This is a genomic window from Nitrosococcus watsonii C-113, assembly GCF_000143085.1.
GTDB classification, from domain to species: Bacteria; Pseudomonadota; Gammaproteobacteria; order Nitrosococcales; family Nitrosococcaceae; genus Nitrosococcus; species Nitrosococcus watsonii.
Map to the genome: position 1 here is coordinate 2005498 of NC_014315.1, position 22246 is coordinate 2027743.

Sequence of the window (22246 nt, forward strand, 5' to 3'; positions counted from 1 at the left end):
AGCGAGCGCCGTTGGGCTTGCGGGGCCTGTTTTGCGGTTTGGTATTGCAAATGGAGACATCGGTTAGCGCCATGACGGTACTCCTTTTTCAGTGATTGGAATACCGCGAAGGTTAGCCCCTGTTACATTTGGATAGCAATAGCCTATTTAGGCTACTTTGGACAATAAAAAAGCCAGAAACTTTTGTATCTACTTGCTTTCCGTCCTTCCTTGTACTTTCTTGGCCCTTTTTAGCCCCAATGCCACCCCCGGCGCTTTGCTCTTGCGGATTTCTCCAAGCCCATGAATGAGGTACTGACGGAGTAAACGGTAGTTCAAGGGTTCGTCTTCATCGAGGCAAGTAAACCAGTGTTCGATCAGCCTTCAGGCTGCTTTCGGATCAAAACCGTATTGGAGAGTCCCCAGGTCTCCGTTAATTTGCGCGTCGGTATAGTCATAATTCATAACGGTTCTCTCCTTTTAGTTGAATGAAGAAGTACGCTGACCAGCGGCAAGGGTTGCCGGTAATTTCCACTCCCCCTGGATTGAGGCGTAATCCGACGGTGAATTCAAGTTCAGATTGACTTGCAACAGCCGTTATCAAGTTAACGCGCTTTCATCCGAGAACCTCTCAGGTAGTATACTACTGCGCAGGGAAAAGCTTGACAAACAAAACGTTAGTCCTCCGAGAGGGAGGAGAAATGGGGGCTGAGGGTAAACGCCTGGCGCCCCCTCTCCTTTAACAAGCGCAACATGACGAGAAGCAAGAAGCAAATAGATAAACGCCTGGCGCCGCAAGCACCACGCTCTTCAAAGCACGCTCCCCGGCGCTTGGGGATAGGCTTTCTTGCGCCGCCAGCAAAACTCCCATAAACGCCGCTGATGACCTCCTCCAACCAGCATCCAGAGCAGGTAGCCCGTGATCGGATTGACCTTCAACTCCAGGCAGCCGGCTGGGTGGCGCAGGATAGTCAAGCCCTTGACTTTAATGCCGGTCTGGGCATTGCGGTGCGCGAATATCGGACCGATGCTGGTCCGGCGGACTATGTGTTGTTTGTAAACCGGCGGGCGGTCGGGGTCATCGAGGCCAAGCCCGAGGCTTGGGGACAGAAAATTACCACCGTCGAGGAACAGTCCACGGGGTATGCCCACGCCACCCTCAAATGGGTCAACAACCAAGCGCCGCTGCCCTTTGTGTACGAAAGCACCGGCATTATCACCCGCTTTACCGATGGCCGCGATCCCAAGCCCCGCTCCCGCGAGGTCTTCAACTTCCACCGTCCGGAGAGCCTGGCCGAATGGCTGACTCAGCCTGCTTCCCTGCGCGCCCGGCTGCACGCCCTGCCGCCGCTAGCGCGCGTTGGCCTGCGGGCTTGTCAGATCACGGCCATTGAAAACCTGGAAGCCTCCTTCAAGGCGGATCGGCCCCGCGCCCTGGTGCAGATGGCCACCGGCGCCGGCAAGACCTATACCGCTATTACCGCCGTGTACCGGCTGCTCAAACACGCCGACGCCAAGCGCATTTTATTTCTGGTGGACACCAAAAACCTGGGGGAGCAGGCCGAGCAAGAATTCATGGCCTTTCTGCCCAACGACGATAACCGCAAGTTCACCGAGCTCTACAATGTCCAGCGCCTCAAGTCGTCTTTCGTGGCCCGGGACAGCCAGGTCTGCATCAGCACCATCCAGCGCATGTACGCCCTGCTCAAGGATGAGCCTTTGGATGAAGCCGCCGAGGAGAACCACCCCGCCGAGCGCCGGCTAAAACCCAAGCAATCCCTGCCGGTGGTCTACAATGGCAAAATCCCGCCGGAGTTTTTCGATTTCATCATCATTGATGAGTGCCATCGCTCCATCTACAATCTGTGGCGGCAGGTCATCGAGTATTTCGATGCCTTCCTGATTGGCCTGACCGCCACCCCGGATAATCGCACCTACGGCTTTTTCCGCAAGAACGTGGTCAGTGAGTACGGCCACGAACAGGCCGTGGCCGACGGCGTCAATGTGGGCAATGAAGTCTATGTGATTGAGACTGAGCGGACCCGGCAGGGCGGCACCCTCAAGGCCCATCAGCAGGTGGAAAAGCGCGAGCGCCTCACCCGCAAGCGGCGCTGGGAAACCCAGGACGAAGAGCAGGCTTATGCCGCCAAGCAACTGGACCGGGACATCGTCAACCCGGATCAAATCCGCACCGTGATTCGCGCCTTTAAGGGAAAGCTGCCTGAGATCTTCCCCGGTCGCAAGGAAGCACCCAAGACCCTTATTTTCGCCAAAACCGACAGCCATGCCGATGACATTATCCAGACGGTGCGGGAGGAGTTTGGCGAGGGTAATCCCTTCTGCAAGAAGGTGACCTATCAGGCCAAGGAAGACCCCAAATCGGTGCTAGCCCAGTTCCGCAACGATTATTATCCCCGGATTGCCGTCACGGTGGATATGATTGCCACCGGCACCGATGTAAAGCCCCTGGAATGCCTGCTGTTTATGCGGGATGTCAAAAGCCGCAACTACTTTGAGCAGATGAAGGGGCGCGGCACCCGGACCCTGGATGCCGATAGCCTGAGGAAGGTCACCCCCTCGGCCGCCACCGCCAAGACCCACTATGTCATTGTGGATGCCATCGGCGTCACCCAATCCCTGAAAACCGCCAGCCAGCCCCTGATCACCAAGCCCTCAGTGTCCCTCAAGGATTTGGCTATGGGGGTGATGATGGGCGCGCGGGACGAAGACACGGTCTCTTCCCTTGCCGGCCGCCTGGCCCGCCTCGACCAACAGCTTAACGACAAGGACAAGGCCCGCATTCAGGAAGCCGCTGGCGGCATGGCTTTAACCGATATCGTCGGCGCCCTCGTCCAGGCCATGGACCCGGACCGGATTGAAGAGAAGGCTCGGCAAATTACCGGCGTTGGCGAGCTAGGCGATAGCGCGCGGGAAAAGGCCCGGGACCAATTGGTAGGCCAAGCAGCCCGGGTTTTCACCGGCCCCTTGATTGCGCTTATCGATGGCATCCGCCGGGACAAGGAACAGACCCTCGACCATGACAATCTGGATACCCTGCTCCGCGCCGGGTGGGCGGGGGATAGCACCGAGAACGCCAAGACGCTGGTCCAGGAATTTGCGCAGTATCTGAACGAGCACCGGGACGACATTGAGGCCCTAGCTATCTACTTCCAGACACCCGCCCGCCGCGCCGAGGTGACCTACGCCATGATCAAAGCGCTCCTGGAGCGGCTCAAGCAGGACCGCCCCAAGCTTGCCCCCCTGCGGGTCTGGCAGGCTTACGCGCACCTAGATGACTATCAGGGGGACCACCCCATCAGCGAGCTGACTGCCCTGGTGGCGCTCATTCGCCGGGTCTGCGGGCTGGACTCCCAGCTATCTACCTATGCGGCCACCGTGCGCCGCAATTTCCAGCACTGGATCATGCACCGCCACAGCGGCGCGGGGGAGAAATTCAACGAAGAGCAGATGGCCTGGCTGCGGATGATTCGCGATCATATCATCAGCTCTTTCCATATCGAGCAGGATGATCTGGAGATGGCGCCCTTTGATGCCCAAGGGGGTATGGGGCGGATGTATCAGTTATTTGGGGACAGGATGGACGAGGTGATGGGGGAGTTGAATGAGGCGCTGGTTGCGTGAACAATAATAGCTTACCGCATAGCTGGAATTCAGCGTCATTGAGCGACCTAATTGTATTTGCAATTGGCGGGGACTGGGGGAAAGAACCCAGTTTCGGCGATCTCGAATATGTTGATGTCCGGTGTATTCGCGCTTCTGAGCTTCACAATTGGGATCAGGAGAAAGGTCGTACAGCAGCGCCCCGACGTATCAAAAAATCCAGCCTTGCGTCTAGAAAATTAATGGACGGTGATATTCTTGTTGAGATTTCTGGGGGAGGCCCCGAACAGCCAGTAGGACGAACGGTTTTAATCGAAAAATCCGTGCTTCTCCAAAATCCTGAGATACCAAAAATTTGTACTAATTTTTTTCGCCTTATTCGACCTGCGTATGAAATATCATCGGCTTACTTAAATAATTATCTTCGCTATTTCTATAAAAGCGGCAAGGTTGTCAGATATCAAGCTGGCAGCAATAATCTTCGAAATTTGAAGTTTAATGATTATTTGAGAATTTCTGTCCCACTTCCTCCCCTAAACGAACAACAGCGCATCGTCGCCAAAATCGAAGAACTCTTCTCCGAACTGGATAAAGGCATCGAAAGCCTCAAGACCGCCCGCGAGCAATTGAAGGTCTATCGCCAAGCGGTGCTCAAACATGCCTTCGAGGGCAAGCTCACCGCCCGGTGGCGGGAGGAGAACCAGGACAAGCTGGAGTCGCCCGAGCAACTCCTCGCCCGCATCCAGCAGGAGCGTGAAGCCCGCTACCAGCAGCAGTTGGAGGAATGGAAGGCCGCCGTCAAAGCGTGGGAGGCAACGGGGAAAGAGGGGAAGAAGCCGGGGAAGCCTAAGAAGCCTTTAGCTATAAAGATTAACAGTTTTACAACACCTAAAAATTTTCCAAACGGCTGGATCAGTATTCAACTCCGAGAGTTGTTTGAATCAGCTCAAAATGGATTAGCGAAGAGAGAAGGTATCTCGGGTAAACCAATTCCTGTAATTAGGCTAGCTGATGTTAAAAATCAGGAAATAGACGGCTCAAATTTAAGATCTATAAAACTCGACGATATAGAAATCCAAAAATATGAACTCAGCAGGAATGATCTTTTATGTATCCGAGTAAATGGCAGCCCGAACCTAGTGGGACGAATGATACTGTTTAAACACGATAATGTAATGGCCTACTGCGACCATTTCATTCGGTTTCGGTTCTCACAGGGAGTAGTGCTACCAAGCTATATTCAAATGCTTTTCGATACCCAGATTGTTCGTCGCTACATTGAGTTAAACAAAGTATCAAGCGCGGGACAGAATACGGTAAGCCAGACGACCATTAGCGCTCTTGCAATTCCTTATTGCTCTCTAATGGAACAGAAAATAATTGTGTCAAGGTTGGAAGAACAGCTTACGGCAATATCAGCAGTCAAGGCAGAAATAGAGAGAAATTTACAAAGATTAGAATCCCTCCGCCAATCCATCCTCAAAAAAGCTTTTTCCGGCCAGCTTGTCCCCCAGGACCCCAAAGACGAACCCGCCTCCAAGCTGCTGGAACGTATTCGCGCCGAGAAGGAAAAAATGTCCAGCCCAACGCGGCGCGCCCGGAAGCCCAGAAGGAAAACCGGGATCGAAAAGGGTACCTCAGACGAGGCAATCATGGGCAGATCGAGTATAAAGGAAAGGATGATGAAATGACGAGGAACCCCCATGTTACTAGATGAGCTGCGTGCTAACAAAGAGGCCATCGCCGCGTTGGGGGGCCAGTATGGGGCCCGCCACATCCGGGTTTTTGGCTCCGTCGCCAGGGGCGAGGAACGGCCCGATAGCGACGTGGATTTGCTGGTGGAATTCCCCCGGGGTTATGATCTGTTCGCGCAACGCTTGCCTTTAACGGAGCGATTGGAGGCGTTGCTCCAGCGGCGGGTGGAAGTGATCCCGGAACATGAACTCAACAGGCACCTTCGCGACCAGATAGTGAAGGAAGCGGTGGTCCTATGAACACCGCCTCCATCATTTCCAAGGTCTGGAGCTTCTGCACCACCCTGCGCGACGACGGCGTGGGTTATGGGGATTACCTGGAACAGCTCACCTACCTCATTTTCCTCAAGATGGCGGATGAATACAGCCAACCGCCCTATCGCCATGAGGTGGGGATTCCGCCGGAATATAACTGGCAGAGCCTCAAGACCAAGCGGGGGGCGGAGCTGGAAGGACACTATATCGCGTTGCTGCGAGCGCTGGGCACGCGGCCGGGGATGCTCGGCCAAATCTTTACCAAGGCCCAGAACAAGATCCAGGACCCAGCCAAACTCTACCGCCTCATCAAGATGGTGGACGGCGTTCAATGGGTGATGATAGGGGCCGACATCAAGGGCGATATCTACGAAGGGCTGCTGGAGAAAAACGCCGAAGACACCAAGTCCGGGGCGGGCCAGTATTTTACCCCCCGCGCCCTCATTAAAGCGATGGTGGAATGCGTGCGCCCCGAGCCGGGCAAGACCATCGCCGATCCGGCCTGCGGCACTGGCGGATTTTTCCTCGCCGCCTACGATTTCCTGAGCGATCCCAAGCACTATTCCCTCGATAAAGCGCAGAAGGCGTTTCTCAAGCATCAGACCTTCCACGGCAACGAGATCGTCGCCAATACCCGGCGCTTGTGCCTGATGAATATGTTCCTCCACAACATCGGGGAAATCGACGGGGAGAGCGCCATCTCCCCCAATGATGCCCTGGTGGCCCCCAGCGGCCAGAGCTATGATTATGTGCTGGCCAATCCGCCCTTCGGCAAAAAGAGCGCCATGAGCTTCACCAACGAGGAGGGAGAGCAGGAGAGCGACGATCTGACTTACAACCGCCAGGACTTCTGGGCCACCACTTCCAATAAGCAACTCAACTTCGTTCAGCACATTCGCGCTCTGCTCAAGTCTACCGGCAAGGCGGCCGTGGTGGTGCCGGATAATGTGCTATTCGAGGGCGGCGCCGGCGAAACGATCCGCCGCAAGCTACTGGAAAACACCGATCTGCATACCATCCTGCGCCTCCCCACCGGTATCTTCTATGCCAAGGGGGTCAAGGCCAATGTGCTTTTTTTCGATAACCGGGAGGCCAGCCCGCGCCCGTGGACGAAGGAAGTGTGGTACTACGATTATCGCACCAATGTCCACCACACCCTGAAAAAGAAGCCTATGCGCTATGAGGACCTGGCGGAGTTTATCGCCTGCTATCATCCAACCAACCGGCATGAACGCCGGGAGAGCTGGCATCCGGAGAAAAATCCGGAAGGCCGCTGGCGCAAATTCAGTTATGCGGCGCTGGCCGCCCGGGACAAGACCAGCCTGGACCTATTCTGGCTTAAGGATAAAAGCCTGACGGATCTCGACAATCTTCCCGAGCCCGAGGAGCTGGCGGAAGCGATCATCGAGAACCTAGAAGCGGGCCTGAACAGCTTCCGGGAAGTGCTGGCAGGGCTGGCGGCAGGGGGAAATCAGGGATAAATGAACACAGAGCCATTATTTTGCCGCCTCTCCTCAAGCCGTATTGCTGAGTTGATTGCCACTGCCTGCCCAGCATTCCATCTGTTATGCGGGACCCGGCATTCAGCTTGAACCGGTAAAAGCCATGGCCGAAGCAGCCAAGCGTCTCGGGCCGGAAGCTATGGCCGGTCATCTCTTCCTTGGCTACTCCCATGCGCCGCATCACGGCAAGAATGGCGTTACCACTCATGCTCCGCGCACTCGGGAACGCGTAGCGCCCGCCTTCGGTAAAGGGGCGCAGCTCGTCCAGGATAACTACGGCCTGGCGGGAAAGGGGCACGATATGGGGCATATTGGTCAAAGTGTTGACTCTTGTCAAACAGCTTTTTGGCCTTATCACCAGGCTTGGCGTTACGAATCGTAGTATCTGTCAGTGGCATGGGGGCAACTCGCTTGCCCCCAATTGCCCCCGGATGTCAATGAATGTTGCTGGCCTTCCAGAGACCAAAAACCCACAAAAAAACCCGCTGTTATGCGGGCTTTGGGATGTTTCTGGATTTCGCTGGATGTTCAATTGGTGGAGGCGGCGGGAATCGAACCCGCGTCCACAAGTACTCCGCCTTCGGTTCTACATGCATAGCCCAGTCATTAATTTAACCGCCTGCTACCCGACGGGCAAGGAAAACACACGGCGATCCCAGTAAAGTTTTAGCGGGTCCACCCTGGGAGAGCTTCACCGCGATCTTGTGAGAATCGACGCCTGAAATCTGAACGCACAAGCACGGCTTCAGTCAGACGGCACCCTACTGGGTTTTAAGCAGCGAGTGCGTAGTTGTCGTCGTTGGCAACTATAATGTTGCAGCGTGATTAACGAGGTCACTGCACCTCGGCATGCCCCTTAGGTTTTGCTACCCGTGTCGAAGCCAGGTCGCCCCCTCAGGAATCGGTTAAGAAAAATTTTTGTTACTATGGGCAAGAGGCCGTATCGCTACCTTTCATCAGAAATCCAGCCAGCCTTTCAACCTACTCTATGAGACAGTGTAACCAAAATAGAAGTTCCCTGCCAAACAGAGTTAATGGACTTTTAATAAACGCTCTTTCTGCCGCGTCCATTCCTTTTCTTTTTCAGTAGCACGTTTGTCATACTTCTGCTTACCCTTGGCTAAGGCAATTTCCAGTTTTACGCGCCCTCTTTTCCAATATAAGGTCAAGGGGATCAAGGCATAGCCCTTGCGTTCCACCGCCCCGATGAGTTTACGCAGTTCCTTGGCATGAAGTAGCAGTTTTCGGGTTCGCAAAGGGTCCGGATGAATGTGGGTCGAAACGGTGTTCAAAGGACTGAGATGGACACCGAACAGCCATACCTCCCCTCCTTTAAGAAGGCAATAGCCTTCATTCAACTGTACTCGTCCTGCCCGCAGACTCTTGACCTCCCAGCCTTCAAGTACAAGGCCCGCTTCATAACGCTCCTCAATGAAATAATCATGGCGCGCCTTGCGGTTCAAAGCAATGATATTACTTGGATTACCAGACGGTTTCTTTTTGCTTTTAGCCATAACTATCAGTATAACCTAGCATTTTATTATGGCTGCTTCAAATTTAGCTGTCAGAAGAAGCGCGCTTTGATTCTGTCCCCTAGGGTCTAGGTTCTCTAAATTATAACCTACCGAATACAATAAGCACTACTGCATAATTTATTATGCAAAATTCTAAATATCATTGCAGCATTATCCCGTTGCTTGTCTTAGGTTGACCTTTCTGCTTGGGGAAAATTGGGTTTTCTAACAATTGCGATTAAATGAGCCCCTGTCAAGGCTTAAACCGCTTGCTGCGTGGTGTTTAGTGGTTTTGAGGGGATTAAATTATGCGGTAAATCTGAATGATCAACGTCATACACATGCGCCATTTTTTCAATGGCCCATTGCAATAAATAATCATGCTCGGTGAGCGGATAAGTATAGCGAAATTCATCTAATAGACTAATTGTTCGTTTGACTATTCCTATTGTATACAACAAATTTCTTATCCGCCAAGGTAAGGGTGAATGTAGAAAACGCATTAATTTAAATGAACGATTATTGAGCAATGTATCTTTACAACTTAGATTTTTTAGCCAGATCTGGAAATCTGCATACGAATTCTGGCTAAGTAGTTGTTGCAGCGGCCTGCCATGCACTAATGATACGTTGGGAGTAGCGTTGAATGGCTGCCCAACCGCTTTCTTTTCTTGACCAAACATTTCTCTTGGCACACCCGCCTCTTCAACAACCCGCCTTGGAATCGGTCGATCATATGCGCCACCAACCGACCAAGGTTTCATTTCGGGTGAATTGGATATCTCCGATATTATCGTCTGACGGGTTGCACCAATACACGGTATCGGTAAATGAATAAAGCCAGTGCGAAGGCGGAATTCCAGCAAAGAAGAGCCACTGGTATCACCACGGATCATATCGCCGTCAGCTACTTTCTTTTTATTTCGTTGCCATACCTTATCACCATGGAACCCTGTAAAGAGCAATGAATTGGCCAGTTTGGGCTCAGCATCGGCAAGTATCACATCATTGCCGCCCGTTCCGGATGCAAGGAACTCAGCTTCTGGATAATCTGCTGATTTTAAATATTGATCTCTGCGAAACTCGCACACTATTAGCCCCAAACGATCGCCAATCGGTGCACCGCTATCGTCAAGGTTTGTAAATTCGTTTAAATCATCCCGTGCATTTGCGATAGTCAAGCAGGTTTTGCATCCGACCTTCTTGGCCAGAACGGCCGCAGCTGAAGAATCGTAGCCAGAAGAAATTGTCGACACAGGATGGTATTTTATTTTCCGTTTAGGGTCCCGGGCATTCTCTGCCAGCGCCGAAACAGTATTACTCAGAAAATCGCTAAAACTAGCAAAATCCTCGCCAATAACGGGAAGTTGTCTTGGGATAACTCGCACGTCCAAGTCGGTGCTAATTTCAAGATTAGCGATACGCGCAAGGTAGATTTTGCGTTTTGAAAGGGTTTTGATCCACTTACGCATTTTATTTTTGCCGCCAATGTAGCTGGACAAGTCCCTCACATAGAAAGGGTTGCAGGGATCTAACCGGTCTCCTAGTTGATTTAGTAAGAAAACCAGTGAATTAGATAGAATAATTGAATGTTTACATCTCGTGTAGTGGATACGATCCAGGCTGTGTGAGGGGGTCGAAACAATGAATGTCGAGCCACGGATACGCCCCCCTGTCCCCATGAAAGTATCTGTTTTATCAAAGGCGTAATCAATAAACGCACCACTCCAGGCACCTTCAACAAAACCCAAATCACTGGTTTCGACATTAGCGCCATGCAGTAAAACAGCTTGGCTATTTTTATGTATCAGCAAACACCATGCCAAAGATGGCGCCGAAACTTTCAACCATCAGAGAGAATTCTTCTAGGTTAGTAAATATTTAAGAAACAATGGGGTAAAAATAAGCGATTATTACATTAATAAAGGATAATTCAATGCTTTTGCATTGAGATTCCTGCCAAAAGTATGGCGAAATTAGGCCGGTGGAACCACCAAAATTTCATTTACCCATGCATACTTTCGCTGTAAATTAAAGAGAATAAAGCTCCTAATATTATGTTATTCTCGAAAGATATTGTCGCATTTATCGGTTAGATTCCGTACCCTAATTCAGGTACCGGAGGATTTAAATATGGGCGATGGGTAAGGATATCCATCCTAACTTATCTCACTCGTTTTATTACCCTGATAGTGGTTATTATTATATTTCTTGATGCGAGTGGTGCTCTAAATCGATTAAACTATACGTTCTATGACTACATTAAACCGCAGCGCGTTAGTTCCCCATTCTCCGGCTGAAATGTTTGCCCTCGTGGATAATATTGAATCTTATCCAGAATTTCTTCCGTGGTGTCGCGCCACTGAAATCCACAGCCGCGATGCAGACGAAGTTTATGCTACTATTGAAATCGCCCGTGGGGCGCTCCATAAATCGTTTACCACCCATAATCGAATGCAAAAAAACAAGATTATTGAGATGCGTTTAGTCAAGGGACCTTTCCATCATCTAGAAGGTTTTTGGCGTTTTGATCCCATCGGGGAGACCGAGGGCTGTCGGGTCTCACTTGCCATGGAATTTGAATTCTCAAACCGGCTCATTAGTCTGGCTTTCGGTCCCATATTTAGCGAAATCACCGCATCGCTCGTTGATTCTTTCTGCAACCGGGCCAAGGATTGCTATGGTCAACGTTAAAATGATGACCGTTGAAGTGGCCTATGCCCGTGCTGATAAGCAAGTTATCCTTAAAGCATCCGTGCCTGAAAATACCACTTTGGAAGCTGCCATCCAGGCATCAGGTATTCTGGAACAGTTCCCCGAAATCGATTTGGACAAAAATAAAGTAGGCATTTTTGGCAAATTGGCCAAGCGGGATGCACCCCTTTGCCTCGGTAACCGGATAGAAATCTACCGGCCCCTCATTGCTGATCCCAAGCAAGCTCGCCGGGAGCGAGTCGCTAAAGCTCGGCAGGCAAAGCACGAATAATTCATTTCACACTCAGTCTAATTAGATATCTTAGTTAGTTGATTTCGCTCTCCAGGGCAGGCGGTAAAGCGGTGTCTTTATTACGCTTCTGCAAATTTTCTTTTGTATCCTCATCCTCAGAAGAGTCGCTAAAATCCAGCATATCCATCAAGCTTCCTAACAAGCCCTCATCCTCTTGGCGCGGCGGCACGGAGATTGACACGGGACCTTCTCTTCGTTCCTGTTGTAATCCCCTCTGGGGACCTATTTCAACGTCTCCACCTACATAGGAAAGCTTACCTTCCTCAAACCACATAGTAATGGTGCGTTGCTTCCGGCGCTCGTTACCCGGCTTGAAGCTATAAATATAGTACCAGCGGTCGGGATGGAAGCTATCAATTAGTAGAGGATTACCTAACACGAAGCTCACTTGCTGCTTGCTCATCCCTGGGCTTAGCTTCTCCAGCATCTCTTGAGTAATAACGTTACCTTGCTGGACATCAATTCGATAAACACCCGGCAAACGCTCAATACTACATCCGCTCAGCACAATACTTGCACATCCAACGATAAAAATGAGAAGCTTAAACATTATTTATTATATAATAGACAGTTAAGGATTCGTTAACGGTTGCTGTCCTTCTAGTAACGGAGAGCGATGATATCTGGCAGTACACCCCCTAAGAACATTCTATGATGAGGACCCATATCTTGGAAAGCCAAGACCTGCGCAAAGCCGGCCTTAAGGTAACCTTACCACGCCTTAAAGTGCTGGAAATCCTGGAAAGTAGTTCTCAGCGCCATATGAGCGCGGAGGATGTTTATAAAGCCTTGCTTGATCAAGGTGAAGAAATTGGGCTTGCTACCGTTTATCGCGTACTTACCCAATTCGAAGCTGCTGGCCTTGTTTCCCGTCACTATTTTGAAGGAGGCCAGAGTGGTGGCGTCCATTCCGTATTCGAAATGGATAGTGGCGAGCACCATGATCATTTATTATGTGTTCGCTGCGGTAAAATCGAAGAGTTCGTAAATGAAATTATCGAAAAGCAGCAAGAAGAACTTGCTCGTAAAGCCGGCTTCAATATGACGGATCATTGCCTCTACATTTATGGTATCTGTGCTGACTGCCAGCAGGCTGAGTTCGGTAAGGACCAAAAAGCAAAGAAAACTTGACGTATCGTATTCCTTTGGAAAACACAATCCCCCTGAATTTTTGCAAAAATATTGGCCTCTTCTCCTCACCCTCTTCTCAACCGGGCAAGTTTTCTCACCCTAACGATGTTGTTTGAAGGTGGGCTAGCGCTTGTAGGCTGGATATTGGGATGGTTTGCCGGCATTGATCCACTTGCCCACCTTATCTTTAGCTGGCCCGCGTTTGGATTAGCGGTAGTTGGAACCCTGCCCTTGATGGTGCTCTTTTGGCTCTCCTACCACTTTCCAGTAGGGCCATTAGAGCCCATCAAGCGGTTTCTAATCGAAACTTTAGGCCCTTATCTGAATACTTGCCGCTGGTACGATTTGCTACTCATTGCGCTGCTTGCCGGTATTTGCGAAGAATTGTTTTTTCGAGGCTTCCTGCAACCTTGGATAGAGGCCGCAGGAGGAACCACGCTAGGTTTAATAGGTAGCAATCTGATATTTGCCCTAGCCCACTTCATTACCTACGCCTACGCGCTACTAGCAGGGTTGATGGGCACTTATCTTGGTCTCTTGCTTGATGCTGGCGGGCAGCGAAATTTACTCATACCCATGCTGGTGCATACTATTTATGACTTCTTCGCTCTCCTGATCGTGGCCCGCGCCTTTCGGTTAAAACGGACAAGCCGAACCCTGTAATCCTTCCTGAGAATAATAGCTGCCCAGGCAAAAAAGAATCCGTCCGCCTGTTCACCGCTTCACGCTTACCTGAATCCCCCTATAGAGCAACTCCTGACACAATTGGTTCCAATCCTTCAAGGATAAGCTGAGCAGCAACCCCCGCCAGCAGCAAAGCGGAAACCCGCATCAAAGCCAAAAGTAAAGGTTTTCCAACCCGTCTCTCAAGCCAGGGACCAACACTAAGAAAACCCAGGGCAAGAAAGAGACTCAGTAATAGCACCCCGGAAAGCTGTAAAAACTCACCCCGACCCTCCGCCTTGAGGCCAAAAAGAATAGCTATGGTCAACGTCCCCGGGCCCGCCAATAAGGGAACCGCCATTGGCACTATGGTGGAAGGAAGCAAGCGCCAGGCTTAGCGTGCAGGGGAAACTCCTGGTTTTTCTTGTTCTGCAAGAGGTAGCTGATGGCTACGAAAAAAAGAAACAGCCCAAGCAAGCCTATCCCGAATGGGAGATGGCTGTATAAGCGGTAAATTTGGCTCCAATTTTCCATTCTGCGGGAGATGAAACTCTTCCCTTACTTTTCCTTCAAAGAGGGAAACCGCCGTAATAAATAGAAGGGCGCCTCCCCCCACTTCAAAAGCGGGGAGCTGAATTCCAAAAAAACTTAAAATGGACTGGCCCTGCCATAAGAATAAGAGCGATAGTCCTGCAGCAATCAGACAATTCCATAAAGCTAACCGAAAACGAACGGGTGGGGGCAAATCACCGGTTAGATCAGACCAGACCGCAATCTTTTCAACGGGATTCAGCACCCCCACCAACGCCGCAAAAAAGCTACCCAATAATTGCCAGTTAAAATTTCCCAGCGACTCCCAGCCCATGCGCTCATCTCCCTATCAACGGATATTTACTTTATCTGCCGGACTGTTTCCAGCATTTCACGGGCGTGGGCACGGGAACGTTCAGTAATTTCCCGTCCTCCTAACATACGGGCAATCTCCTCTACTCGATCTTCCTTATCGAGACAGGTAAGCTCAACCGTTGCTGTTTTCTTTTGGTAAGATTTGCTTATCCGTATTTGAGCATGCGCTTGGGCGGCGACCTGAGGAAGATGAGTGACACAGAGTACCTGCCGATGTTTAGCAAGCTCTCGCAACCGGGCGCCCACAGTCTCTGCCACAGCCCCCCCAATGCCCACATCTACCTCATCAAAGACTAAGGTCGGAACTCTACCCCATTGGGAAGTCAACACCTGGATAGCTAGCCCGATACGTGATAACTCTCCTCCTGAAGCAACTTTGCTTAAAGAACCCGGGGGCTGACCAGGATTGGCGCTCACCTGAAACTGAATCTGTTCTGCGCCATGGGCTGAAAATTCCTGCTCTTTCAAGGAAGCCAGAATAACCTTAAAGCAGCCTCCCGGCATGGCCAGGGACTGCATCACCTCGGTGACCCCCTGGGCCAGCTTTATCGCCGCACTAGCGCGAGCCTTACTGAGATCGGCAGCTAAAGCCTGGCATGCTTGCAAAGCAGCAGTACATTCCTCTTGCAACTCGCCTAGACGATTATCAATGTTCTCCATCTGCTCAAGCTCCGAGGCCAAATGTTCCGCCAACGTTGGAAGTTCTGCCGGTGCAACACGATGCTTGCGCGCTAAATCGTAGAAACTAGATAGACGCTCCTCAATCCACCCTAGACGCTCTGGATCAACGTCCATGGAATCCAAATAATGACGTAACCCGCCAGCGGCCTCATCTATTTGAATAGCAGCGCCTTCCAGTAACTCCACCGGAGGGTTCAATTTAGGATCGATAGCTCGCAATTGCGCCAGTTGGCGATTTACTTTTCCAAGTAACGCATAAACTGCTCCCTGCTCGTTTTGGTACAGCAAATCCAGCGCCAGCTCAACCCCTTGCACCAGTTCAGCCCCATGGGCCAGCTGCTGCTGTTCCTGTTCTAACCGCACTAACTCTCCTGGCTCAGCCCGAAAAGCCTCCAGCTCTTCAACCTGATAGCGGAGCAATTCCAGACGAGCAACCTGTTCACCAGTGGTTTGGCTCAGATTCTCTAACGCTTGGCTAAGTCGCCGCCAATGCCGATAGGCTTGACCCCACTCATCAAGAAGTGAGGTGTGAGCGCCATAGGCATCCAGAAGAGACCGTTGAACGCCAGGCTGCAACAGAGATTGGTGGGCATGCTGGCCATAGATGTCCACCAGATGCCTCCCCACTTCCCGCAATGTTTGGATAGGTACGGGACGCCCATTAATATAGGCCCGTGATCGACCCTCGCGACTTAATATACGCCGTAACACGCATTCTTCATCTTGTTCCAGGTCTCGCCCCTGAAGCCAAACAGATAGGGCTTTATTAGCGCCAATCTCAAAAATAGCGCTCACTTCAGCCCGTTCTTGGCCATGGCGTATTAAACTTACATCTCCCCGGTCACCTAATACTAGCCCCAGCGCATCCACCAAGATAGATTTCCCCGCCCCGGTTTCGCCTGTCAAGGCTGTCATCCCCGCTTCCAGAGGCAGCACTAACTCAGTGATAATAGCGAGATCCCGAACAAGCAACTCTCTAATCACTCAAGCTTTCGCCCCCAGTGCAGTTTGGCACGTAAAATGGAATAGTGATCATGAGCCGCCGGATGGATCAACCGAACCTTGCCTGGCCGCTTATATATCTTGACTTTATCACCTACCGTTAAGACTATGCCAGGCTGGCCATCGCAACTCACTTGGCCCGGCGTAGTGTTATATTCGCTAATCACGATTTCAACCAAGCTATCGGCATCAATCACAAGGGGTCTGTTGCTGAGGGCATGGGGGCAAATAGAAACCAGCACCATCGCGTTGAGATTGACATCCAAGATGGGGCCACCTGCAGAAAGCGCATAGGCGGTAGAACCGGTGGGCGTCGCTACTACCAAACCATCGGAACGCTGACTATTGAGAAAACGACCGTTGATATAAGTTTCAAACTCAATCAGGCGGACCACTTCTCGAATATGTGTGGTGATATCATTAAAAGCCGTGCCAATAAGGCAGGATTGGCTCCCTTGCTCTAGCTCCGCTTGGAGCAAAAATCTTTCCTCCTCCCGGTAGTGCCCCGCTAACACCGCAGCCAGATCCGTACCTAAGGCTTCCGGTAACACATCAGCAAGGAATCCAAGCCGGCCCAGTTTGATACCGAGCAAGGGAATTCCCGAGTCCGCTAGACTCCGTGCAACATGGAGTAAAGTCCCATCACCGCCAACAACAATCGCTAAGTCACAACACTGTCCTAATTCATGGCGTGTTACGGCTTCCCAATGATGGCTAGGAAAAAGGGCGGCTGTCTCCTGATCAATCATAAGCGTCAGCCCTTTTGCTGCCAAAAAATCAGCAACCTGCTGTAATGACTCGGCTATCCGGGGATCCTTTTGCTTGCCGATGAGTCCAATAGTTTTAAAAGGCTTTGCCATATCTACCTAAATTTAAATCACCTCTAAATGTTCCACCATCAATTGCGCCGTCCGCGAACCTCGGTATATATTGACATCCAACCGATAAGCAAGCCTTATTTTTACGCCAGGCGCGAATCCATCAGGTGGAAGGCAACGAAAGGCAATCCCTTCCAATTGCTGCTGGCCATCAAGCGTAGCCAGCATCAGCTTAAGGTGAGCTTCGCCCACAATACGAAATCCTGCTACCCGAAATACCCCATCAAACAAGGGCTCCGGAAATCCCTGCCCCCAAGGGCCTCCATCCCGCAAGGTTTCCGCCATTTCTAGATCCCACTGTTCTAAGTTGCCATCGCTGAGAATAACATCCTCTAAGGCTTCCTTATCAAGCAGAGTTTCCAGTACCTCCAAAAAAGCAACGCGGAAGGGCTCTAGATGGCCCCGCCGCAAACTTAAACCGGCAGCCATCGCATGGCCACCAAATTTAGTCAGCAAATCGGGATAGCAAGTTGCTACTCTATCCAAGGCATCCCGAATATGAAGCCCCGGAATGGAACGGGCCGATCCCTTCAACTCCTCGCTATCATGGGGGGCAAAAGCAATTACCGGGCGATAGACCCTTTCCCGAATTCGAGCAGCGAGCAAACCGATTACGCCCTGATGCCAGCATTCATCAAATAAACAGTACCCTAGGGGCTCCTTCTCTTCCCCTTGAAAAACTAAATTTTCCAGGTGAGTCACTGCTTGTGCTTGCATAGTCGACTCAATCTCTCGCCGTTCACGGTTAAGCCTATCAAGTTGATTGGCCTGTTGCTGCGCCAGCTCCAGGGAATCGGTTAATAAACAAGCGATACCAAGGCTCATATCCTCCAAACGCCCTGCAGCATTGAGCCGTGGCCCTACCGCAAAACCCAGATCGCTGGTGGCCAAGGTCTCAAGAGGGCGTCGGGCACAAGCCACGAGCGCCTGAATACCAGCGCAGCAGCGACTCTGCCGAATCCGGGCCAGTCCTTGGGCAACCAAGATTCGATTAATCTGATCCAGCGGCACGACATCAGCGACCGTGCCAAGCGCAACCAAGTCCAGCAAGGGGGCAAGCGCTGGTTCTTGCTCATCTCTGTGGGCGAACCAGCCTTGCTCCCTTAGGTGGGCACGTAAAGCTAGCATGACATAAAAAATAACGCCCACCCCTGCAAGGCAAGAACTGGGGAAAGGATCATTGGGAAGATTAGGGTTGACGATAGCATTCGCGGCTGGCAGGGATGCTCCGGGCAAGTGGTGATCCGTGATAAGCACGCGAATATTGGCCGCCCGCGCCGCTTGTACCCCGTCAAGACTGGATATCCCATTGTCCACGGTAATAATGAGATCTGGCTGGCCTTGGGCTACCGCTTCCGCCACAATGGCAGGGGTAAGGCCATAGCCGTGGATAAAACGGTTGGGGACCAGATAATCTACTTTATGAGCACCCATTAAGCGAAGCGCCCGCACCGCCACCGCGCAGCTAGTGGCGCCATCCGCATCAAAATCAGCGACTACCAAAATCCGCCAATCCCGCGCTAGGGCCTTCCTTAATAAGGTCACGGCTGTTTTGATATTGCTCAGCAACCAAGGGGAAGGTAAACGCTCCAGGGTATAGTCAAGCTCATCCGGAGCTTTGATCCCTCGCGCACCATATACCCGGCGTAATACTGGATGGATTGCCTCTGGCCATTCAAGCTCGTTAACGGGCCGCTGTTTGAGAACCTTCTCCGCCATTAATAATCGTTTAGTACTTTAATTTTTTTTATGGGCTTAACCCCCCGCGCTTTTTATAAGAGAGCGCGGACGCCGCCATAAACGCCAGCTTTGCAGCCAAGTTAAATGATAGCAACATCCGTTCATCGGATAGAAGGTTAAGCTGGCCAATTCTCTGTCGCGTAAGGCCGCATATAAAATACTCAACCAATTCTCTTCCAATGCTTCCAAAGCTTCAGGACAATGAAAAAAATCGGGTACTGCCAAAAAAGAATCTAATCCCACCAGATAGTTACCCGGTATGGTTGAATTTTGTACTAGCCAAGCTTTAGCCCCTTCCGGCACGGGCCTGCTTGGAATCTCGCAATAAGCAGCCAAGGCTTGAAGAAGGGGATCCTGGCCCCAGCCAATCTGCCGCCACGGCGGCGAAATTGGGCATAATGGCGCTTCCCCCGCTCCCCAGAACCATACACTATTCACTACTGGAAGCCCCTGCTGCTCTCGTTCAAGATTAGTAGGGCAATCATGGAGAAGCATCTGGATTTCATTAAGCAGAGTCCGCCAGCGGGAGCTATTGGGACCCGAAGGGAGTCCGGGTTCAATGTACTTTCCCTCGATCGCGGCCAAAGCGGTAAAAGTGACCTGCTCTGGCTGCTGGGGCAATCGAAGATACCAGCGATCTGGCTCTGGGGCCTCAAACTGCCAACCATATTCAGTAAATAAGGGCGCCACCCTCTTCGCTAAGGACTGGGACTCAGTTTTGCTCAACTGTAGGTGGGAGGGTCCAAAAAGCACAAGCCGATCCCGATCAGGGTGTAAACAGACGGGATCTGCCCGTAACCACCACCCCGGCTCAGGGGAACCACCGCCCTTATCCCAGGAATACATGAGTGGTGCCACGGGAACATCCATCGTTCCCGATTGAGAAATGCCAAATAAAGCAAAGAGCAAAGTTTCATACAGTGGTGTGGTAAGCGCCTCTACGTCTGCCTGTCCTATGATGCGTTCCAGAAAGGGTAGCCGTGCCCCCTCCCCCTCTATAACGCTTGCTGCTAGCGCCTGAGCAAGTCCTGGCACTAGAAGCGTTAAATGTAAAGGTGGAGTTCGAAACAACAAAATGAAAAGTCCTATTGCGGTTAACGGGGTTATATACCTAAAACTTGCCGTACAAAAGGAACTGTCAGCCGCCTCTGAGCCGCCATGGAGGCACGCTCTAATTGTGCCAGTATACTGCTCAAAGAGTGCATATCCCGCTCACTATGGCGTAATAAAAAACCTGCCACCTCATCGGGCAACTCTAAGCCTCTTTTCGCGGCCTGGAATTGTAACGCAGCATGCTTTTGATGATCGTCCAAGGGCTGGAGCTGATAACCCACCCCCCATCCTAAGCGGGAGCGAAGATCGGGTAAAAGCCAATGGAGCGTACTAGGCTTATCGGTGGAAGCCAGCAGGAGCCGACCTTGCTCCTCCTGCAGGAGATTATAAAGGTGAAGCAAGGACTCTTCCCAATGACGGTAACCGGCAACATGATCGATATCATCAATGGCAACGAAGGCTGCAGCCTCCAATCCTCCCAGAATCTCGGGCGCCATGATACCGACCCGTTTCAGGGGAACGTAAGCAACCCGCTCGCTCTCTTGGGCCGCGATCTGACAAGCAGCAAGCAATAAGTGAGTTTTCCCTACCCCGGAAGGTCCCCAGAGACAAAGAAAACGTTCTCCTTTTCCTTGCCCACAGCGTTCTACCGCTGCAATAGGCTCGCGGTTAGCCGCAGCAAGGTAATAATTCTCAAAACTGGGAGCACCGGACTCGCCAATGGGCAGAGGAAGTTGCTGAGTAACCAAGCGCGAAATCCTTCACCCGCGATTTGTGCTTTCCGGCCGCCGCCGGTGAGATTCAGATTCTGTTTTCTGAGCTCTGCTCAACCGCCAAGCCTGTCCTCCCCAATGCCAAATATATTGCATACCGCTTAAAATAGTAGTAACCGCCACCAAATAAATAAGCCAATCCGTTAATTGGAACATGTCCAATCCTGGTAGCTGGGCGATTATAACAGCCATAATCAATAATACTTGGCATAATGTGTTCAGCTTACTGAGGGGAACGGGCTCCATTTCAAAAGGACCAATAAAAAAATGATAGCCAACACCGCCTAGCATAATGGCAAAATCCCTGCCAAGGGCTAGCAGCATCAACCAATAGGGTAGATGGCCCAGCCAAGCTAGCATAATAAAGCTCGAGATTAACAATAGCTTATCGGCTAGAGGATCAAGAATTGAACCAAGCCGGCTCTGCCAATGGTAATGCCTGGCAAGAAATCCATCTAAACCGTCAGAAATGCTCGCCACAAAAATAATCCATAAAGCAAGCCAGTAGTTTTCCGCAAGCAATACATAGATGAGCGGCACCACTAACAAGATGCGTATTCCAGTAAGAAGGTTGGGGATATCTCTTACTTGCATAATACCGCTATAACCTTTGCCTCAAGTCAGGAGGGCGCTCTTCCCTCCGCCATAAGCCATGAGCACCAAGTTAACATTACTCTCTGTTTCCTTTCCTTCTAGCCGGATCCAACATAAACATTCAATCAAGATTAAGGTAATAACCGATAATTCAATTCCATGGGAATCGGCTCTATTTTTGGTTCCATAACTTCCGTTGCTCGCGCTAAAACCCTTCCAAAGCGAATGGAGGTGGCTAACCCCTCGGGCTTTCCCCGTAACTCAAGCCTAAATTTTACTTCTGCCTGGGATAATTGTACCGGCTCCATGGCAATCACCTGGCTAAGGCTACTAAGATAAGAGAAGAGGCGGGCATAATCCATAAAAGAGGCTACTTCGGTCACCCTAACCTGCACCGAGGATAGGGGGTTATTTCCGCTAGCCGGCACCATCTGGGCGGCAATCGTATCCACTGCCTTATCGATACCGGTACGCAACACTCGTGCAAACTCGCCATTAACCCGCCAGTCTCGCACTTTACCAGCGCCGTAAAGAGTCCAACGGGCCTGCCAGTCGTCCTCATTCTGGTGCGATAAACGCCCCACTAGCTGCACCGAAGCGGGATAGCGATTGGAAGCAGCCAGCATGGGCTCGGGAAAGTTACCCCAAATATCGCTGAAGGACAGTTGAGATTGATCCTCTAAATCCCAAAGAGGAAAAATCACGGGTATCCCCCGTACTCCCGCCTGCTCTTCCAGGATTGCAGCAGTAGGCAAACTGGCGTCTGCATCTACCAAATAGCGGCGCCTGCCTTCTTCAACCGCAACCCATAACAATACAGTAGGACGGACCCGGCCCCATACGGGCAGTGCTTTTTGCCGTAGCAATTGCTCTACGCCTAGTGGATCAAAACGAACCCAGAAGGTCGCCTCACCGTTTTCCTCATCAGAAGCATTATAGCGAAATTTCTGAACCAAGCTGGAGGACTTCTCAAGCAATGAGGCAAGGGGTGCGCGATCCAAGGTACCCTGATTTCCCATCACTTTTAATAACACCTTTTGGAAAGCCTCTTTCACCGCCCTCGCCTGCTCCTCCGGGGTTTGATTACTTACAGGCACCTGGGCTTCATAAAGATCCACCGTTCCTATCGCTTGAGCCTCTAATGGCATCCCATAAAATATCACCATTGCCAAAATAACTTGCTTCATCCCATT

The 22246-nt window shown here is 51.2% G+C and carries 22 protein-coding genes and 1 other RNA gene; 9 read left to right on the top strand and 14 right to left on the bottom strand.

All coding sequences use genetic code 11. From position 1 onward, the window contains the following. Nucleotides 1–656: 656 nt before the first annotated feature. On the bottom strand, nucleotides 657–875 hold the full coding sequence (locus NWAT_RS16695; RefSeq protein ID WP_157679866.1) for a hypothetical protein: 219 nt from the start codon (nucleotides 873–875) through the stop codon (nucleotides 657–659). Here NWAT_RS16695 and NWAT_RS08890 point away from each other — a divergent pair. Genes NWAT_RS08890 through NWAT_RS16700 form a run of 5 tightly spaced genes read left to right on the top strand, consistent with a single transcriptional unit; the run spans nucleotide 862 to nucleotide 7493 of the window. Beyond that, entirely contained in the window at nucleotides 862–3621 is a 2760-nt protein-coding gene (locus NWAT_RS08890) for a type I restriction endonuclease subunit R (RefSeq protein ID WP_013220763.1), read from the top strand. The genes NWAT_RS16695 and NWAT_RS08890 overlap by 14 nt on opposite strands. Next, on the top strand, nucleotides 3618–5291 hold the full coding sequence (locus NWAT_RS08895) for a restriction endonuclease subunit S (protein ID WP_013220764.1): 1674 nt from the start codon (nucleotides 3618–3620) through the stop codon (nucleotides 5289–5291). The genes NWAT_RS08890 and NWAT_RS08895 overlap by 4 nt, the downstream gene beginning before the upstream one ends. A gap of 12 nt (nucleotides 5292–5303) precedes the next feature. Beyond that, nucleotides 5304–5594, top strand: coding sequence for a nucleotidyltransferase family protein (locus NWAT_RS08900; protein WP_013220765.1), 291 nt, complete (start codon nucleotides 5304–5306; stop codon nucleotides 5592–5594). Next, nucleotides 5591–7090 carry a type I restriction-modification system subunit M gene (locus NWAT_RS08905; protein WP_013220766.1) on the top strand — a complete coding sequence of 500 codons (1500 nt, stop codon included), beginning with the start codon at nucleotides 5591–5593 and terminating at the stop codon, nucleotides 7088–7090. The genes NWAT_RS08900 and NWAT_RS08905 overlap by 4 nt, the downstream gene beginning before the upstream one ends. 55 nt (nucleotides 7091–7145) lie before the next feature. Next, nucleotides 7146–7493: a hypothetical protein gene (locus NWAT_RS16700; protein WP_041350638.1), complete on the top strand. Its 348-nt coding sequence runs from the start codon at nucleotides 7146–7148 to the stop codon at nucleotides 7491–7493. A 151-nt stretch (nucleotides 7494–7644) separates the two neighbouring features. On the opposite strand, the gene ssrA is transcribed toward NWAT_RS16700, so the two are convergent. From ssrA to NWAT_RS08920, 3 genes are all read right to left on the bottom strand, one after another. Beyond that, nucleotides 7645–8005, bottom strand: a transfer-messenger RNA (tmRNA) gene (gene ssrA, locus NWAT_RS16175). 137 nt (nucleotides 8006–8142) lie between these two features. Further along, nucleotides 8143–8625: an SsrA-binding protein SmpB gene (gene smpB, locus NWAT_RS08915; RefSeq protein ID WP_013220767.1), complete on the bottom strand. Its 483-nt coding sequence runs from the start codon at nucleotides 8623–8625 to the stop codon at nucleotides 8143–8145. A 260-nt stretch (nucleotides 8626–8885) separates the two neighbouring features. Beyond that, on the bottom strand, nucleotides 8886–10472 hold the full coding sequence (locus tag NWAT_RS08920) for a hypothetical protein (protein WP_157679868.1): 1587 nt from the start codon (nucleotides 10470–10472) through the stop codon (nucleotides 8886–8888). Nucleotides 10473–10878: 406 nt separating this feature from the next. On the opposite strand from NWAT_RS08920, the gene NWAT_RS08925 reads away from it, so the two are divergent. Together NWAT_RS08925 and NWAT_RS08930 are read left to right on the top strand one after the other, a co-directional pair. Then, the gene (locus NWAT_RS08925; RefSeq protein ID WP_013220769.1) at nucleotides 10879–11319 is read left to right on the top strand and encodes a type II toxin-antitoxin system RatA family toxin; all 441 of its coding nucleotides are present in this window, start codon (nucleotides 10879–10881) and stop codon (nucleotides 11317–11319) included. Next, on the top strand, nucleotides 11306–11611 hold the full coding sequence (locus NWAT_RS08930; protein ID WP_013220770.1) for an RnfH family protein: 306 nt from the start codon (nucleotides 11306–11308) through the stop codon (nucleotides 11609–11611). Before NWAT_RS08925 ends, NWAT_RS08930 begins: the two co-directional genes overlap by 14 nt. Before the next feature lie 34 nt (nucleotides 11612–11645). On the opposite strand, the gene NWAT_RS08935 is transcribed toward NWAT_RS08930, so the two are convergent. After that, on the bottom strand, nucleotides 11646–12140 hold the full coding sequence (locus NWAT_RS08935; RefSeq protein WP_232420084.1) for an outer membrane protein assembly factor BamE: 495 nt from the start codon (nucleotides 12138–12140) through the stop codon (nucleotides 11646–11648). A 143-nt stretch (nucleotides 12141–12283) separates the two neighbouring features. Here NWAT_RS08935 and fur point away from each other — a divergent pair, with 143 nt between their 5' ends. Then, on the top strand, nucleotides 12284–12763 hold the full coding sequence (gene fur / locus NWAT_RS08940; RefSeq protein ID WP_013220772.1) for a ferric iron uptake transcriptional regulator: 480 nt from the start codon (nucleotides 12284–12286) through the stop codon (nucleotides 12761–12763). A 51-nt stretch (nucleotides 12764–12814) separates the two neighbouring features. Continuing rightward, nucleotides 12815–13426: a CPBP family intramembrane glutamic endopeptidase gene (locus tag NWAT_RS08945; RefSeq protein ID WP_041350640.1), complete on the top strand. Its 612-nt coding sequence runs from the start codon at nucleotides 12815–12817 to the stop codon at nucleotides 13424–13426. A gap of 79 nt (nucleotides 13427–13505) precedes the next feature. On the opposite strand, the gene NWAT_RS17445 is transcribed toward NWAT_RS08945, so the two are convergent. From NWAT_RS17445 to NWAT_RS08985, 9 genes are all read right to left on the bottom strand, one after another. Continuing rightward, entirely contained in the window at nucleotides 13506–13787 is a 282-nt protein-coding gene (locus tag NWAT_RS17445) for a multiple antibiotic resistance MarC-like protein (RefSeq protein ID WP_013220774.1), read from the bottom strand. Between the two features lie 33 nt (nucleotides 13788–13820). Beyond that, nucleotides 13821–14291, bottom strand: coding sequence for a MarC family protein (locus NWAT_RS17450; protein ID WP_013220775.1), 471 nt, complete (start codon nucleotides 14289–14291; stop codon nucleotides 13821–13823). Nucleotides 14292–14317: 26 nt separating this feature from the next. Then, entirely contained in the window at nucleotides 14318–15997 is a 1680-nt protein-coding gene (gene recN, locus NWAT_RS08955; RefSeq protein ID WP_013220776.1) for a DNA repair protein RecN, read from the bottom strand. Beyond that, nucleotides 15994–16875: an NAD(+) kinase gene (locus tag NWAT_RS08960; RefSeq protein ID WP_013220777.1), complete on the bottom strand. Its 882-nt coding sequence runs from the start codon at nucleotides 16873–16875 to the stop codon at nucleotides 15994–15996. Before NWAT_RS08960 ends, recN begins: the two co-directional genes overlap by 4 nt. Before the next feature lie 12 nt (nucleotides 16876–16887). Beyond that, on the bottom strand, nucleotides 16888–18612 hold the full coding sequence (gene recJ, locus NWAT_RS08965) for a single-stranded-DNA-specific exonuclease RecJ (protein WP_013220778.1): 1725 nt from the start codon (nucleotides 18610–18612) through the stop codon (nucleotides 16888–16890). Between the two features lie 36 nt (nucleotides 18613–18648). Continuing rightward, a complete protein-coding gene (locus tag NWAT_RS08970) occupies nucleotides 18649–19707 on the bottom strand; it encodes a hypothetical protein (RefSeq protein WP_013220779.1) in 1059 nt (352 codons plus the stop codon). Nucleotides 19708–19736: 29 nt separating this feature from the next. Further along, nucleotides 19737–20435, bottom strand: a complete 699-nt coding sequence (gene hda, locus NWAT_RS08975; protein WP_013220780.1) for a DnaA regulatory inactivator Hda — start codon at nucleotides 20433–20435, stop codon at nucleotides 19737–19739. 12 nt (nucleotides 20436–20447) lie between these two features. Next, nucleotides 20448–21053: a CDP-alcohol phosphatidyltransferase family protein gene (locus NWAT_RS08980; protein ID WP_013220781.1), complete on the bottom strand. Its 606-nt coding sequence runs from the start codon at nucleotides 21051–21053 to the stop codon at nucleotides 20448–20450. Between the two features lie 131 nt (nucleotides 21054–21184). Next, nucleotides 21185–22240 carry a DUF2066 domain-containing protein gene (locus NWAT_RS08985; RefSeq protein ID WP_013220782.1) on the bottom strand — a complete coding sequence of 352 codons (1056 nt, stop codon included), beginning with the start codon at nucleotides 22238–22240 and terminating at the stop codon, nucleotides 21185–21187. Nucleotides 22241–22246 lie beyond the last annotated feature (6 nt).